Source organism: Variovorax sp. PBL-H6 (genome assembly GCF_901827155.1).
Classification (GTDB): domain Bacteria; phylum Pseudomonadota; class Gammaproteobacteria; order Burkholderiales; family Burkholderiaceae_C; genus Variovorax.
In genome coordinates, this window is sequence record NZ_LR594659.1 from 5800059 (window position 1) to 5815289 (window position 15231).

Below are 15231 nucleotides of genomic sequence, written 5' to 3' on the forward strand. Positions count from 1 at the left end.
CCAGACACCCGAGCTTGCACGCGCGCCCGCGCCCGTCTCATCCTGTTGCAGCCGATGGCCGCGAAGCCCGTCCCGCGCTACGCCGACTGACGATGGGCTGCACGAAATCGGGTTGGAAGCAGCGGCGGCTGCCGTCCGCGAACTCGATCGTGATCGACAACGCATCCGCGCTCACCACGCTGCCCTCGCCGTACCGCTTGACCCTGACCGGCTGGCGCGCGACGAAGGCCGGCGGCGGCATCCGCGGCCGTGCGGGATGCCGCAGCTTCGGTGACTCGTTGTCCACCGCGCTCGAAGCGGCCATCGCCGCCTCGTGCTGGGCGATGCGGCGGCAGTTGTCGCAGTTGCCGCAGCGCTCCTGCGGTGCCTCTTCCTCCAGGTAGGCGAGCAGAACCTGCCAGCGGCACTGCCCGCTCTGGGCGTAGAACACCATCCGCTCCAGCGTCTCGTGGTCCTGCTCGCGCTTGCGGCGGTAGCCGTCCAGGAGCTCACGCATCTCGTCGGCGCCAAGATCGGCACGCAGCAGGCGCACCCCACCTTCGCGGTCCACGCCCAGGATGCGCCGATTGCGCAGCAGGCCGACCGCCGCCTTCAGCTTGTTCTGCGGCAGACCGGTGCGGTCCTTCAGGTCCTCCATCGTCTGGCCGTTTGCGTGCGGCGGATCCCTTTCCAGTGCCCGGAGAAGCGCATCGAGTTCCTCTTCCGTGGGATAGCGGCCCGTGAGGAAGAACTGTTGCAGCGCCCGGTCGCGGCGCAGGAACAGGAGCGTGCAGGCCGACGGTGCGCCGTCGCGCCCGGCGCGGCCAGACTCCTGGTAATACGCATCGAGGCCCGAGGGCATCTGGTAGTGCAGGACGAATCGAATGTCGGGCTTGTCGATCCCCATGCCGAAGGCATTGGTCGCCACCATCACGCGCAGGCGATCCGCCATGAAGTCGTCTTGTGCCTCGCGCCGTTCGTCCGCATTGCGCCGGCCGTGGTAGAGCCCCACCGATTCGCCTTCCGAGCGAAGCGCCTCGTACACCGCTTCCGCCGCCTTGACGGTCGCGGTGTAGACGATGCCGCTGCCCTTCGCCGCGCCGACCAGCGCGAGCGTTCGCTGCAGTCTTTCGTCCTCGCGCGCATGCTGTTCCACCGCGAAGTGCAGGTTGGGCCGGTACGTCCCGGTGTCGATCCAGCCGGCCTTCGGAATGCCCAGCTTCTCCATGATGTCGGCCGCGACCTCGCTGTTCGCCGTCGCCGTGAGCGCCAGCACGGGGGGGTCGCCGATGTCCTTCGCGACCGTGCCGATGCCGAGGAATGCCGGCCGGAAATCGTGCCCCCACTGCGAGATGCAATGCGCCTCGTCGACCACCAGCAGCGAGATCGTGCGCCCCCGCAGCAGTGCCGCGAATTCTGCATCGGCAAGCCGCTCCGGCGTGGCGAACACGAGGCGCGCCGAGCCGTCGCGCACGGCCTCCTCGCTCGCGTGGATCTCGTCGGCTTCCACATGGCTGTTGAACTGCACGGCCGGAATGCCCAGCGACTGCAGCTTCTCGCACTGGTCCTTCATGAGCGCGATCAACGGCGAGACCACCACCGTGCAGCCCTCGAGCAGCACGGCCGGAAGCTGGTAGCACAGCGACTTGCCCGCCCCGGTGGGCATGACCGCGAGCGTGGAACGTCCCGCGAGCACGCGGTCGATCACCTGCCGCTGCCCCGGGCGCAAGGCCTGCAGCCCGAAGACGGTGCGCAGGGTGCGCTGCAGCCGGCGTTCCGGAATGGGCATGACGGGGTCTCCTTGGGGCATGGGGCAGTGATCTGACATGACCGGTCCCGGTCCGGCAAGTAGGACGACAGAGGTTTCGCAGAGCGGCGCCCTGCGCACGGCGCCGCCATACGTCGCGCCACGTTGGAGCCGCCTTCCGGTTCCTTCCGCTTTATCGACATTTCTCCGCGGCGCGCTCCTACGCGAACCCCGATGTCGCCATCACAAGCTGTGCATCCCCGAAACCACCACACCACTGGAGCCCACGATGCCCACCACCACCAAACGTTCAGAGCCCGATGCCTGCAGCCTGCTCGACGCCGACCACCGCAACGTCAAGAAGATGTTCAAGGAATACGAGACGCTGGCCGGTTCGAAGGCGGCGAATGCATCGCAGAAGAAGCGCGAGCTCGCCAACGAGATCTGCATGGAGCTGACCGTGCATGCGCAGATCGAGGAAGAGATCTTCTACCCGGCGCTGCGAGAAGCGATCAAGGAAACCGACCTGCTCGACGAAGCCGAGGTCGAGCACGCGAGCGCCAAGGACCTGATCGCGCAGATCCAGGACGCCACCGATGTGGACGACAAGTTCGACGCCAAGGTCACCGTGCTCGGCGAATACATCGACCACCATGTGAAGGAAGAGCGCAACGAGATCTTCGTCAAGGCGCGTGCAGCCCGCGGACTCGACCTGGTCGCCATGCGCGAACAGCTGGAGACGCGCAAGGAAGAGCTCATGGGCGAGCTCACCGGCACGCCCGCCTGACCCCGGCCCGACGTGGGTTGGCGGTGGCCTGGCCACCGCCTTTTTTGCGCAAGCAACGGAGCACGCCATGAACAACCTGGTTTCCCGTTTGTTGCCCACCGCGACGAACATGATCCGCCTGGACCACACGCACGTGATGTCCACCTTTCACCAGTACAAGGCCAGTGCGCCGGCCCGCGTGAGGAAGGGGCTTGCCTCCACCATCTGCACGGCGCTGGAGGTGCATGCCACCCTCGAGGAAGAAATCTTCTACCCGGCGGTGCGCGAGGTCACCGAGGACGAGCTCATCCGCGAGAGCATGGCCGAGCACCAGGAGATGAAGCGTCTCATCGGGCTGCTGCGCCGGATGGAGCCGGAGGCCGACGACTACGACGAGACCCTGATGGCGCTGATGCGCGAGGTGCTGCATCACGTGGCCGACGAGGAAACCGTCGTCCTGCCCGCGGCCGAGCGCCTGCTGGGCGACAGCCTCGGCGAGCTGGGCGCGCGCATGACCAAGCGCCGCGTGCAACTGGTCGCGCCTCGCAGCGGCGAGATCGCGCTCGACATGGGCCGTGCGGTCTCGGGCAACACGGCCGCCCTCTCGATTGCCGGCCTCGCTGCGCTCGGGCTGTTGTGGGCCAGCCGATCCGGGCGCACGCGGCGCCACCTGCCGCGCATGACGAGCTTCCACCGGTAGGCAGGCCGCAGTGGATCCTTCGTGGCCATCGGCCGGCGCCTCGGTGCATCTGCGCCAGCGCCGCCGGCTGTCCCTGCGGCGCTGGCTCGGCGGTGCCATCGTCCTGGCAGGCATGTTCATCCTCGCCTATCAGGCCTTCGATGGCGTGGCGCGCGGCGACGCGCGCATCCAGGGGGCGCTGGCCGGCGGCATGATCGCCGCGCTGGCCACCGCTCTCGGCACCGTGCCGGTGCTGCTCTCGCAGCAGTTCTCGCAGCGCAGCTACGACATCATGCTGGGCTTCGGCGCCGGCGTGATGCTCGCGGCAAGCTCGTTCTCGCTGGTGATCCCCGGCCTGGCAGCGGCCAAGGCACAAGGCGCAAGCGCCTGGGGCGCCGGGGGCATCGTCGGTGGCGGCATCCTGCTGGGTGCGCTGCTGCTGCTGGCCATCGACCGCGCCGTACCGCACGAGCATTTCGTGAAGGGCGTCGAAGGTCCGCAGGCGCGCACCTTGCGGCGTGTCTGGCTGTTCGTGCTGGCGATCGTGCTGCACAACCTGCCGGAAGGGCTCGCGATCGGCGTCGCCTTCGCCGGCACCGACCCGGTCGGCGCCGCCGCACTCACCACCGGCATCTCGATCCAGGACGTGCCCGAAGGCATGGTCGTGGCCCTGGCGCTGCGCGGCGTCGGCTATGGGCGGCTCAGTTCGGTGGCGCTCGGCATCGTGTCCGGCCTGGTGGAGCCGCTCGCGGCGGTGTTCGGGGCACTCCTCATCACCGTCTCTGCCGGCATGCTGCCCTGGGGATTGGCGATGGCGGCAGGCGCGATGCTGTACGTGATCAGCCACGAGGTCATTCCCGAATCGCACCGGCAGGGGCACGAAGCCTCTGCCACCGGCGGGCTCGTCCTCGGCTTCGTCGTGATGATGGTGCTCGACACCGCGCTGGGCTGATTGCGCGGGCTTCGACCAATGCAACTCGACTGGATCCAATGGCCTGCATTCGCATCGTCCCTCGCGGCCGCCTACCTGGTGGGGTCCAACATCCGGACGCGGCGCAACAAGGGCTTCTGGATCTTCCTGCTCAGCAATGTCCTGTGGGTCGCCTGGGGCATCCCGAGTCGCGCCTGGGCGTTGATCGCCCTGCAGGTGTGTCTCGCCGTCCTCAACATCCGAGGCCTGATGAAGACCGAATCGTAGGGAACCGGCGGTCCAGGGACTGCCGGGGCCGCGTCACTTGCCAGGGTTCGTGCGCGGGGCGCCGCCGGCCCCATCCCCTTGCGCATCGATCGAACGCTCGGCTTCGAGCCAATCCTCTTCTTCGCTGCCAGGCGTCCTGCCGCGGCGCTCATAGGCGGCGTAGGCGGCTTCCCGGATGCGAGCATCGCGCGATGTGCCGGGTTGCGTGGCCTCCTCGCTGCCGATGTCCGCGCCCGCGCCCGCATCGGCCGAGCCGAGGTCGGCTGCCCTCACCTCCGCCTCGAGCGGTCGAACGTTGCTCGAAGGCGGCTGTTCGATGGAATCTTGTCGGGCTGCTTTGACAGAGCGTGGCATGTAGGGGGTCTCCAGGAAGAAGTGAAAGGGGGAGCTGGTGATCTGGCGCGCCCTCTCGTCGAGGGCAAACGCAGGCAGCCTCGCTCCACGGGCAAACGGCGGGCCCGCTCCGGCGGCCGGTCTTGGGCGGCTCAGCGCTTCTTCAGCGGTGGGGCCTGGTCGGTCTCCGTCGTGCGGTTGGTGGAGCCATCGCCCGGATGCCGGCCGGTGAGCCCGCCGGTCGTTCCGCTCCCTGGCGTGCGCAGGTGACCTGCACGGGCATCTCTCGAGGAGGCTCCGCCGACATCTTCCGAGGAGCGCCGTTCCTGATCCTCCGAGCTGGCGTTGCGATTGCGCGTGGCAGGTGCCTTCGCGCTGTTGCCTTCCGTGCTCATGGGCGCGGTTCCCTTCGGGTTTCCGGTCGGCTGGGCGATGGCCGGGCCCACTGCTGCCGCGAGGGCCCAGAGGCCCCAATGGAGGTTGGCGCTTCGGCGAAAACAGGAACTCAAGGACTTGTTCATGGGGACTCCCGATGGTTGGGCCCAGAACCCCTGGGCTTCGTCTTCCCCATGCTCGACATTCGTGCGGTCCCGGGGACCGGTATCGGCCTTTTCTCCCTGTAGTCCAAAGCTGCATCGCATCGCGACGCCATGGCCCGAGAAGCCCAGCAGGCAGTGGACGTCGAGCTGTACCCGGCCGAAGCTTCCGGCCATCGCTTCGCTGGAAAGATGTACTGCAGGAATTACACCCAGGCCGGCTGCGCCCGCCTCCTCGATCAGTCATCGGCCTGCAGCTGTCGCACGTCGATCAGCTCCCGCGCCTTGCGGGCCAGTGCCTGCATCGCGCTGCTGCCGTCGCGGTGTCGTGCCGACAGCATGACCCGGCACACGAAGACCGATCGTTCGTAAAGATCCGCGTGCCCGGAGACGATTCCCTCGGAACTGGCGCCGTCCAACGCCACCTTGACCTTCCAGCCCTGGTAGTCGAAGTCATGCGATGCCGTGTTGAACCCTCGCTGCTCGATCGGCGCCATCTTCCCGTCCGCGTCCGCCATTCGGTTCCCCGGTTTCGGCGGCGGCACGATGCCGGCCGTCCGATCCCATGGGGGGTGGCAAGCTGCGTGCCAGCTCAGCAGCGCCGTTCAGGCGCCACCGATGCCGACCGTCACGTGCCCGGTGCCGCCGCAGTCGGGGCAAGGCTCGCTGCCGGAAATGCGTCCGCTGCCGCCGCAACGGCGGCAGATCCCTTCGCCGGTTCCTGGCGTTCCGGGTGGTGCCTCGTCGCCGGCCTTCGGCGCCTTGGGTTCGATCGCGGCGCCGGGGTCTTCCTCACCGGCGACCGATGAACCGTCCTCGTCCACGGGCGGCACGGCCCGCGGTTGCTGCTGTTGCTGCTGCTGGGACTGTCCTTGCTGCTTCTGCTGCTCTTCCATGTCGACTCCTGGAGCCATGGATGCAACATCTCCCGCCTGCGCGGAGCGTGGCGCGGGCGCAGAGGCCGTGCCGGAGTCGGACGTTTTCCTGTGCGTCGCTGTCGCGCCGGGCGGCGAGGAGAGCGCCGCGTGCAAGGCCTCCTCGTAGCGCGCGGCAGCGGCCAGCATCGGTGGGTCTGCCACTGCGGCCCCCGCCATGGCTTCGTGGCAGCGGCCGAGCTCGAAGGCGAGGTAGCACAGGCGGCTGAAGCACAGCAGCGCCGGGTCGGGCAGGCGGCCGCAGCGCGCGACCATGCGCGCCACCTCGTCACCGGAAAGCTCGAACTCCACGGCAGCCCCCGCGATGTCCCAGGCGAGGTCCTGGCAGCCGACCAGGTCATGCGCTGCGTGGTGGTCCACTGCGTCCGTCTTGAGGATGAGCGTGCCCGCCGTGAGCCACTCCCACGACTGCATCCGGTTGTCGGTCTCGATGCGGCGGAGCGCACGCGACAGGCGCTCCAGTGCCGGTTCCCACGCATCCCAGGCTGCGGCGAGCGCGGCGCCGAGCACGGCCTCGGTGTTGAAGCGTCCCATCTCCCAGAGCGTGCGCACCGAGGCGCCGGCACTGTCGGAAGCCGGGAACGAACGTGCGCGGAAGCCCAGGTAGTCGCCGAGGCGTTCGATCAGCCGGGAGCGCAGATCGCCCACTGGCCGCGCCGGCATCGGCAGCAGGTCGTCGCGCCAGCGTTCGACCACGAAGCCATGGCACAGGCCCGCCGGCAGGGTCACGAAGCCCGCCGCGGCCAAGGCCTTCGCGCGCAGGTACTTGCGTTCTCCTTCGCGGCCCAGGCCGATGAACTTCACCAGCCAGCGGCCGTTCGCGGTCTCCGCGAGGAACTTGCGGCGCTCCCAGGCCGGATGCACCGGCGGCGCTTCACCGGCGGGGCGGCTCTGCAGTCCGCGCCAGCGTCCTCCCGAGATGTCCTGCAATGGCGCGCGCAGCGGCCCGACCAGGGGGGCGATCCAGTTCTCCAGGCGATGCGCCGATCGCTTCGAACGCAGGATTGCCTGTTCGAAGCTCGCCGCGTGCACCTGCGCGCAGCGCCACACCGCGTGGACATCCGCGCTCGCCATCGCGCCGGGACCGTTCGCGTGGCCGACGAAGAAATGCAGGCGGGCGGGCGCGACACCGGCATCGAGGAGCCAGCGACCCACCGCTGCCATCGACGAGCCCGAGAGCCCGGGCCCCTCGTCGACGACGGCGAATGCCGCCGCGTGCATGTCGATGGCGCCCGCGTCCGCTGCCAGCTGCCGTGCGAACGGATGCCCGCCGGGCCGCAACGTGCTCGGACATCCAGCACCGAACCCTGCCGCGACCATGGCAGCGAGGCCGGTGCCGATGCTCCGGATGCCGAACACCTGCCACGATGGCGCGCGCAGCTGCCGCGCCGCCTCCAGGTAGCTCTCGGGATAGAGCGCGTAGTAGGCATAGCCCTCCGGGCGCTTCAGGGCGATCGGCTCCCGCGGCAAGCGGTGCGCGCAAGCGGCGAGCGTCGCGGCCGGCACGCTGCCGTCGTGCTCGAAGTCGCTGTCCCACGAGAGCGCGCAGCACTCGGCCAGCGCGCGCACGAGCGCCATCGCCGCATCGGCGCTCACGTGCTGCGCATCGGCCAGCCCCTGTGCGAACTCGCCGGCCTCGATCAATGCGCCCACGAGGCGTGAGTGCCGCGCGAGTCCCGGTGGGAGCAGCGCGAGCTCCCGCAGGCAGCGCCGCAGGCGTGCGAGCACGGCGGCAGCGTCTTCATGGCGAACGGCGTCTGCGTAGATGAGCATCACGCACTACGGCTCGCGCCTCGCATAGGCAATCGCCTGGAATTCATCGAAGCTCGGCGCGAGCCAGTCGACCGGGTTCGTCGAACGATGGCTCTCCAGCCAGGCGCACCAGCAGGCGAACTGCTCCGGAGAAGGCGACACCAGCGGGCGCTGCTTCTTCATCAGCGCGAGTGCATCGAGTGGCGCCTGGCCCCGCTGCACCAGCACGCACAGCGCAAGCGTGGCCGAGCGGCCGATGCCGTGCTCGCAATGAATGAGCACACGTTGGCCGGCGTCGAGGAACGCGTTGGCGAAGCGGATGCCCCGATCGAGGTCGGACATCGCCACGCCGCACATGTCCTCGGTCGGCAGGTGCAGCAGCGCAATGCCGTGCCGGCGCAGCACCACGGCATCGGGCTGCGTTTCGCCGCGCAGGTCGACCACCGCCTGGACGCCGTGCTCGCGCGCAAGCGCTTCCGCGCGATCGCCCGGAAAGCTGCCGCCGACCGCGAGCGTGTCGTCGATCCAGCTGAAGTTCGGTTCCCAAGGATTCACGGCAAACACATCAGGGTCTGTTGTCGAAGCAATGCGCTGCGAGCGGCAGCTCATCATTGGGGTCAACGGCGGCGAAGGACTTCGTCCGGTTTCTCGCCATCGAAAACTCTGCTAGCTTTTTGTGCACCTGAACCTTTCACTTCAACTTCAAAGAGCCAACGCCATGCGCATCTACAACGCCCAACGTCGCATCCTCGTCACCGGCGGTGCCGGCTTCCTCGGCAGCCATCTGTGCGAGAAGCTGCTCGCCGAAGGGCACGAGGTGCTGTGCGTCGACAACTTCTTCACCGGCACCAAGCGCAACATCGAGCACCTGCTCGAGCATCCGCGCTTCGATCTCATGCGCCATGACGTCACCTTCCCGCTGTACGTCGAGGTCGACCAGATCTACAACCTCGCCTGCCCCGCGTCGCCGGTGCACTACCAGCACGACCCGGTGCAGACCACCAAGACCAGCGTGCATGGCGCCATCAACATGCTGGGCCTGGCCAAGCGCCTGCATGCGCGCATCCTGCAGGCCTCCACCAGCGAGGTCTATGGCGACCCGGACATCCATCCGCAGCCCGAGAGCTACTGGGGCCGCGTGAACCCCATCGGCATCCGCAGCTGCTACGACGAAGGCAAGCGCTGCGCCGAGACGCTGTTCTTCGACTATCACCGCCAGCACGCAGTCGACATCCGCGTGGCGCGCATCTTCAACACCTACGGGCCGCGCATGCATCCCAACGACGGCCGCGTGGTGTCGAACTTCATCGTGCAGGCGCTGCGCGGCGACCCGATCACCATCTATGGCGAAGGCCAGCAGACGCGCAGCTTCTGCTTCGTCGACGACCTGATCGACGGCCTGCACCGCTTCATGGAATGCGAGACCGCGGGCATCGGCCCCATCAACATCGGCAACCCCGGGGAGTTCACGATCCGCGAGCTGGCCGAGCTCGTGATTCGCCTCACCGGCTCGCGCTCGAAGCTGAGCTTCGCTCCCCTGCCCTCGGACGATCCGCTGCAGCGGCAGCCCCGCATCGAACTCGCGCGCGACACCCTCGGCTGGCAGCCGCGCATCCAGCTCGAGGAAGGGCTGACCAGGACCATCGCCTACTTCGATCGCCTGCTTGGCGAAACTGCCGCCATGCAGGCGACTGCGGTGAGTGCGCCGCAGCACGTGGCCCCTGCCGCGGCGAGCGTCGCGAAGCATCTCAAGCCGCGGGCGAAGGCGCGTCGCGCGGCGCAGGCGTGAGAAACGACGCCGCCAAAGGCTGCGCGACGCTGCGCAGTCCCGGCGCATAGCGCCGGACCATCCGCGCGCAGAACTCCGCATACTCGCCCGCCACCCGCGGCGGGCTCGTGTGATGCGGGGCCACGCCGCGGTGCTCGGGGGTGAAGCAGAAGGTCAGCGTCACGTCGAAGTCCTCGAGCGCCCGCATCTGCCGGTCGAACCAGTGGTCCGCGCCGGGCCGGAAGCTGTCGGCCCAGCTGAGGCCGGTGCGCAGGCGGCGCACGCCGAGGCGCCGCAGCCATTGCACCGCGTCGTCCAGCCGATGGTCCTCGAAGTGGAACCACTGGCAGATGCCCATCTCGGGCGTGCAGGCGCTGAACTGCCGGGCGGCCAGCTTGGGCGTTCCGTCCTCGCGCAGCAGCCCCATGTGGAAATGCCGGTAGTAGCTCGAGCCCTCGGCCTCGCGATGCCGCGTCGTCGCGGGCCACGCCTTCGGCAGGTCGTACAGCGAGTACCAGTGGATGCGCGGCACGCGGCCCATCAACAGTTCGGCCGTGCGCCGCAGGCCGAACTCCTGCACCTCCTCGGCACCGAAGGTGGAGATGCCCACCTCCGTGACCCACACCGGCAAGGGCGTCACGGACTCGATCTCGGCGATGCGCGCGGGCCACTCGTCGATCTGCCAATGGTTCCAATCGAGTGGGAAGCCGTGCACCGCGACTGCGTCGAGGCCCTCGAGCACACCCTGGTCGCGCAACCGCTGCATGAAGAAGGGGTCGATGGGCGAGATGCCGCCCAGCACCTGGGTCAGCTCGACGTTCTCCGCGCGGACCGCCGCGGAGGCCTCCTTGACCATGGCGCCATAAGCGGCCCACTCCGGATCGAGTTCGAGATCCCAGTGCGACCTGTTGTTGGGCTCGTTCCAGAACTTGACGGCTTCGATCATGTCTGCCTGCTCTTGCTCTCGGGCTTGACGCTGGCTTCCTCGGTGGCGTGTGCCGCGCGCGCGGGTGTCGGCGCGAGCGCCTCGGCATCGCCGCGGATGAAAGCTTCGACGAGCTCGCGCGCCTCGTCGTCGGTGAACTGCTGCGGCGGCGACTTCATGAAATAGCTGGCCGGCGCCAGCACCGGCCCGCCGATGCCGCGGTCGAGCGCCAGCTTGGCGCAGCGCACCGCGTCGATCACCACGCCCGCGGAGTTGGGCGAGTCCCAGACCTCGAGCTTGACCTCGCAGTTGAGCGGCACGTCGCCGAAGGTGGTGCCCTCCATGCGGATGTAGCACCACTTGCGGTCGGTGAGCCAGGGCACATGATCGCTCGGCCCCACGTGCACGTCGTCGGCCTTCATCGGATGGCCGAGCTGGCTGGTCACCGCCTGCGTCTTCGAGATCTTCTTGGACACCAGGCGTTCGCGCTCCAGCATGTTGAGGAAGTCGGTGTTGCCACCGAAGTTGAGCTGGTAGGTGCGGTCGAGCTGCACTCCGCGCTTGCGGAACAGGTCGGTGAGGATGCGGTGCACGATGGTCGCGCCCACCTGCGACTTGATGTCGTCGCCGATCACCGGCAGGCCGCGGTCGGCAAAGCGCTGCTGCCATTGCTTCGAAGAAGCGATGAAGACCGGCACGCAGTTCACGAAGGCGCAGCCTGCCTCGAGCACCTGCTCGACATACCACTCGGTGGCCTTGGTCGAACCCACCGGCAGGTAAGAGACCACCACATCCGTGCCGCTGTCCTTCAGGACCTGCGCGACGTTCACCGGCTTGGCACGGGCCTGCGGCACCACGCCGCGCAGGTACTTGCCGATGCCGTCGAGCGTGGGGCCGCGCTGCACCTTCACGCCGAGCTGCGGCACTTCCGCGAACTGGATCGTGTTGTTGGGCGCCTGCAGGATGGCCTCGCCGAGGTCGAGTCCGACCTTGCCCGCATGCACGTCGAAGGCCGCGCTGAACTCGATGTCGCCTGGCCGATAGCCCGCGAGATCGATGTGCATCAGGCCCGGCACGAAGTCAGTGCCCGAGGCGTTGCCGTAGAAGTGAACGCCTTGCACCAGCGACGAAGCGCAATTGCCGACGCCGATGAGCGCGACGCGAATCTTGTTCATGGATCGATCACCTCTCTCTGTTCTCTGTTGATGGTCTCTCTGTCGATGCGAGCCTCCATCATCTGCGCGCACGCCTCATACCACAGCTCAGCAGTGGCGTAACGAAGCTTTGTTCCTACACCTGAGTCAGTTGCATCGCACAGAAATCCGAGCGGCCCCGCAACACGCTCGAGGCTCCCAGCAGCGGTCGACTGCCCTCATGCGCGACCGTCCGTGAACAACACAAGAACAGGGACTCTCATGTCGCAGCTTGTACTCATCACCGGCGGGGCCGGCTTCATCGGCTCTCATCTCGCTGACGAACTTCTTGCACGCAATCTTCGCGTGCGCGTCCTCGACAACCTCGCCTCTCAGGTCCACGGCAGCGATGCCCGAAGGCCGGACTACCTCGACCCCGACGTGGAGCTGATGCACGGCGACGTGTGCGATCCGATCGCAGTTCGCAGCGCGCTGCGCGGCGTCGATGCCGTCTTTCATTTCGCTTCCGCGGTCGGTGTCGGGCAGAGCATGTACGAGGTGATGCACTACACGCGCACCAACAACCTCGGCACCGCGGTGCTGCTCGAGGCCTTGATCGAGAAGCCGGTCGCGCAGTTGATCGTGGCCTCGAGCATGAGCCTCTACGGAGAAGGCCTCTACCGCACGGCGCGCGGGGCGACCCGCGTCGTGGGCGAGCGTTCGCTCGAGCAGTTGCGCCGCGCCGAGTGGGAATGGCGCGACGAGGATGGCGCGCCGCTCATGCCCGCGCCGACGCCCGAGACCAAGGTGCCCGCGCTGGCCTCGGTGTACGCGCTCTCCAAGTTCGACCAGGAGCGCATGTGCCTGATGATTGCGCGTGCCTACGGGATGAAGGCGGTCGCGCTGCGCTTCTTCAATGCGTATGGGCCGCGGCAGGCGCTGTCGAATCCCTACACCGGCGTGCTGGCGATCTTCGCCTCGCGCCTGCTGAACGACAGCCCGCCTCGCATCTTCGAGGATGGATGGCAGCAGCGCGACTTCGTGAGCGTCTACGACATTGCACGCGCATGCCGCCTTGCGCTGGAGACGCCGGCGGCCGCGGGCGAGGTCTTCAACATCGGGAGCGGCGAAGCCATCACGGTGCGAGAGATCGCGCAGCGCCTGGCCACGGTGACCGGCAAGGAGCATCTGCAGCCGGAGATCACGGGCAAGTACCGCGTGGGCGACATCCGGCACTGCTTCGCAGACATCTCGAAGGCGCGCGACATCCTGGGCTACACGCCGCAGGTGAAGCTCGACGACGGGCTCGCAGAGCTGGCGGCCTGGCTCGAAGGGCAGGCGGCGGTCGACCGCGTGGCACAGGCCAGCGCCGAACTCGATGCCCGGGGGCTCGCAATATGACGCGGGTCAACACAAGCAAGGTCAGGGTCCTCAATGGCGGCGCGGCACGCGAAGGCCTCACGCTCATCACCGGCGGCGCAGGCTTCGTCGGAGCCAACCTCGCACATCGCCTGCTGTCCGAGAAGCAGCCGGTGCTCGTGCTCGACAACCTGTCGCGTGCCGGCGTCGAGCACAACCTCGCGTGGCTGCGCAACACGCATCACGAAGGTCTGGAGATCGCCGTTGCCGACGTGCGCGACGCGCAGGCGGTGGAGCGTGCCGTCGCGCGTGCGCGCCGGGTGTTCCACTTCGCGGCGCAGGTGGCCGTGACCACCAGCCTGGTCGATCCGCGGGAGGACTTCTCGATCAACGCACAGGGCACGCTCAACGTGCTGGAGGCCGCACGTGCGCAACGCGTGCCGCCCTCGGTGATCATGACCTCGACCAACAAGGTCTATGGCGGCCTGGAGGACATCGCGCTCGAGCTGCGCGGCCAGCGCTACGCACCCGTGTTGCAGGAGCTTGCCGCCCACGGCATCCCGGAGTCGCGCCCGCTCGATTTCCACAGCCCCTATGGCTGCTCCAAGGGCACTGCCGACCAGTACGTGCACGACTACGCGCGCAGCTTCGGCCTGAAGACGGTGGTGTTCCGCATGAGCTGCATCTACGGTCGGCACCAGTTCGGCACCGAGGACCAGGGCTGGGTCGCGCATTTCCTGTTGCGCGCGCTGGACCGCACGCCGATCACGATCTACGGCGACGGAAAGCAGGTACGCGACATCCTCTTCGTCGACGACCTGGTCGAAGCCTTCCTCTTGGCCGACCGGCATGTCGAGCGGCTCTCGGGCCAGGCCTTCAACATCGGCGGCGGGCCGGGCAACGTCATCAGCCTGCTCGACTTGCTGCAGCACATCGAACGGCTCGACGGCATGCGGCCACGCACCGAGGCGGGCGGCTGGCGCACCGGCGACCAGCGCTACTACGTGTCGGACATCCGCCGCTTCCGCGAGGCCACCGGCTGGGCGCCGCGCATCGGTGCTGCCGAAGGCATCGAGCGGCTCCATCGCTGGCTGCGCGAAATGCGCGATGCCACGCCGGCGGGACTGCCGGCGGACATCCGCACCGGCTGGGAACCGCAATGCTTGCCGGCGTCATAAGCGCGCCGCGCGAGGCCACGCTGGCGCGGGTGGCGCGGCCCGAACCCGGGCCGGGGCAGGTGCTGCTGCGCCTCGAAGGCTCGGGCGTGTGCGCATCGAGCCTGCCCTTGTGGGAAGGCCGCTCGTGGTTCGACTATCCGCAGGCCGCAGGTGCACCCGGGCACGAAGGCTGGGGCCGCATCGCGGGCGTCGGCGAGGGCGTGCAAGGCCTGCGCGAAGGCATGCGGGTCGCCGCGCTGAGCTATCGCGCGCACGCCGAGTACGACGTTGCGGATGCGCATGCCGTGGTGCCGATTCCGCCAGAGCTCGAAGACGCCGTCATGCCGGGCGAGCCGCTCGGCTGCGCGGTGAACATCTTCCGCCGCAGCGGCATCGAGGCAGGGCAGACCGTGGCCATCGTCGGCATCGGCTTCCTCGGAGCCCTGCTCACGCGGCTGGCCGCGAGCGCCGGTGCGCGCGTGATCGCGATCTCGCGCCGTCCCTTTGCGCTCGAGATCGCGCGCGAGGCCGGAGCCACCGAGACCATCCTCATGGACGAGCACGCGCGCATCCTCGAGGAAGCGAAGCGGCTCACCGAAGGGCGCTGGTGCGAGCGCGTGATCGAAGCCGTCGGGCTGCAGTGGCCGCTGGACCTGGCCGGCGAACTCACGGGCGAGCGCGGGCGGCTCGTGATTGCGGGCTATCACCAGGACGGCCTGCGCCAGGTCAACCTGCAGCTGTGGAACTGGCGCGGCATCGACGTCGTCAACGCGCATGAGCGCGACCCGGCCCGCTATATCGAAGGCATCCGCGGCGCCATCGACCTGATGGCCGCGGGCGTGCTCGACCCCGCGCCGTTGATCACGCACCGCCTTCCGCTCGATCGGCTCGGCGAAGCACTGGAGCTCACGCGCAAGCGGCCGGACGGATTTCTCAAGGCCGTCGTCACGAGCAACTGACATCG

16 protein-coding genes are annotated in these 15231 nt (G+C 68.4%); 8 read left to right on the forward strand and 8 right to left on the reverse strand.

Going from position 1 to position 15231, the window contains the following annotated elements:
- Positions 1-37: 37 nt before the first annotated feature.
- A complete protein-coding gene (locus tag G3W89_RS27310) occupies positions 38-1768 on the reverse strand; it encodes a RecQ family ATP-dependent DNA helicase (protein ID WP_232076768.1) in 1731 nt (576 codons plus the stop codon).
- A gap of 247 nt (positions 1769-2015) precedes the next feature.
- On the opposite strand from G3W89_RS27310, the gene G3W89_RS27315 reads away from it, so the two are divergent.
- The 4 genes from G3W89_RS27315 (at position 2016) to G3W89_RS27330 (ending at position 4369) form a co-directional block, all read left to right on the forward strand.
- A complete protein-coding gene (locus tag G3W89_RS27315; RefSeq protein ID WP_162577082.1) occupies positions 2016-2513 on the forward strand; it encodes a hemerythrin domain-containing protein in 498 nt (165 codons plus the stop codon).
- Positions 2514-2580: 67 nt separating this feature from the next.
- Positions 2581-3192, forward strand: coding sequence for a hemerythrin domain-containing protein (locus G3W89_RS27320; RefSeq protein ID WP_162577083.1), 612 nt, complete (start codon positions 2581-2583; stop codon positions 3190-3192).
- A gap of 112 nt (positions 3193-3304) precedes the next feature.
- Positions 3305-4123: a ZIP family metal transporter gene (locus G3W89_RS27325; RefSeq protein ID WP_162577679.1), complete on the forward strand. Its 819-nt coding sequence runs from the start codon at positions 3305-3307 to the stop codon at positions 4121-4123.
- A gap of 18 nt (positions 4124-4141) precedes the next feature.
- Positions 4142-4369, forward strand: a complete 228-nt coding sequence (locus G3W89_RS27330; protein ID WP_162577084.1) for a hypothetical protein — start codon at positions 4142-4144, stop codon at positions 4367-4369.
- Positions 4370-4402: 33 nt separating this feature from the next.
- Here G3W89_RS27330 and G3W89_RS27335 read toward each other — a convergent pair whose 3' ends face one another.
- From G3W89_RS27335 to G3W89_RS27355, 5 genes are all read right to left on the reverse strand, one after another.
- The gene (locus G3W89_RS27335) at positions 4403-4642 is read right to left on the reverse strand and encodes a DUF2934 domain-containing protein (protein ID WP_197893587.1); all 240 of its coding nucleotides are present in this window, start codon (positions 4640-4642) and stop codon (positions 4403-4405) included.
- Between the two features lie 212 nt (positions 4643-4854).
- Positions 4855-5223, reverse strand: coding sequence for a hypothetical protein (locus tag G3W89_RS27340; protein ID WP_232076769.1), 369 nt, complete (start codon positions 5221-5223; stop codon positions 4855-4857).
- Between the two features lie 254 nt (positions 5224-5477).
- A complete protein-coding gene (locus G3W89_RS27345; RefSeq protein WP_162577087.1) occupies positions 5478-5756 on the reverse strand; it encodes a hypothetical protein in 279 nt (92 codons plus the stop codon).
- 87 nt (positions 5757-5843) lie between these two features.
- The gene (locus G3W89_RS27350; protein ID WP_162572188.1) at positions 5844-7946 is read right to left on the reverse strand and encodes a hypothetical protein; all 2103 of its coding nucleotides are present in this window, start codon (positions 7944-7946) and stop codon (positions 5844-5846) included.
- A 6-nt stretch (positions 7947-7952) separates the two neighbouring features.
- Positions 7953-8480 carry a protein-tyrosine phosphatase family protein gene (locus tag G3W89_RS27355; RefSeq protein ID WP_162577088.1) on the reverse strand — a complete coding sequence of 176 codons (528 nt, stop codon included), beginning with the start codon at positions 8478-8480 and terminating at the stop codon, positions 7953-7955.
- Between the two features lie 163 nt (positions 8481-8643).
- On the opposite strand from G3W89_RS27355, the gene G3W89_RS27360 reads away from it, so the two are divergent.
- Complete coding sequence (locus G3W89_RS27360; protein WP_162577089.1) at positions 8644-9714, forward strand: UDP-glucuronic acid decarboxylase family protein; 1071 nt, start codon at positions 8644-8646, stop codon at positions 9712-9714.
- Here G3W89_RS27360 and G3W89_RS27365 read toward each other — a convergent pair.
- Positions 9674-10639, reverse strand: coding sequence for a glycosyl hydrolase (locus G3W89_RS27365; RefSeq protein WP_162577090.1), 966 nt, complete (start codon positions 10637-10639; stop codon positions 9674-9676). The two genes, G3W89_RS27360 and G3W89_RS27365, sit on opposite strands and share 41 nt — an antisense overlap.
- Positions 10636-11793, reverse strand: a complete 1158-nt coding sequence (locus G3W89_RS27370) for an inositol-3-phosphate synthase (protein ID WP_162577091.1) — start codon at positions 11791-11793, stop codon at positions 10636-10638. The genes G3W89_RS27365 and G3W89_RS27370 overlap by 4 nt, the downstream gene beginning before the upstream one ends.
- Positions 11794-12033: 240 nt before the next feature.
- Here G3W89_RS27370 and G3W89_RS27375 point away from each other — a divergent pair, with 240 nt between their 5' ends.
- From G3W89_RS27375 to G3W89_RS27385, 3 genes are read left to right on the forward strand one after another with little or no spacing between them, the layout of a single operon-like run.
- Positions 12034-13152, forward strand: a complete 1119-nt coding sequence (locus G3W89_RS27375) for an NAD-dependent epimerase/dehydratase family protein (RefSeq protein ID WP_162577092.1) — start codon at positions 12034-12036, stop codon at positions 13150-13152.
- Entirely contained in the window at positions 13149-14288 is a 1140-nt protein-coding gene (locus G3W89_RS27380; RefSeq protein ID WP_162577093.1) for an NAD-dependent epimerase/dehydratase family protein, read from the forward strand. Before G3W89_RS27375 ends, G3W89_RS27380 begins: the two co-directional genes overlap by 4 nt.
- The gene (locus G3W89_RS27385) at positions 14270-15226 is read left to right on the forward strand and encodes an MDR/zinc-dependent alcohol dehydrogenase-like family protein (protein WP_162577094.1); all 957 of its coding nucleotides are present in this window, start codon (positions 14270-14272) and stop codon (positions 15224-15226) included. The genes G3W89_RS27380 and G3W89_RS27385 overlap by 19 nt, the downstream gene beginning before the upstream one ends.
- The last annotated feature ends 5 nt before the right edge of the window (positions 15227-15231 follow it).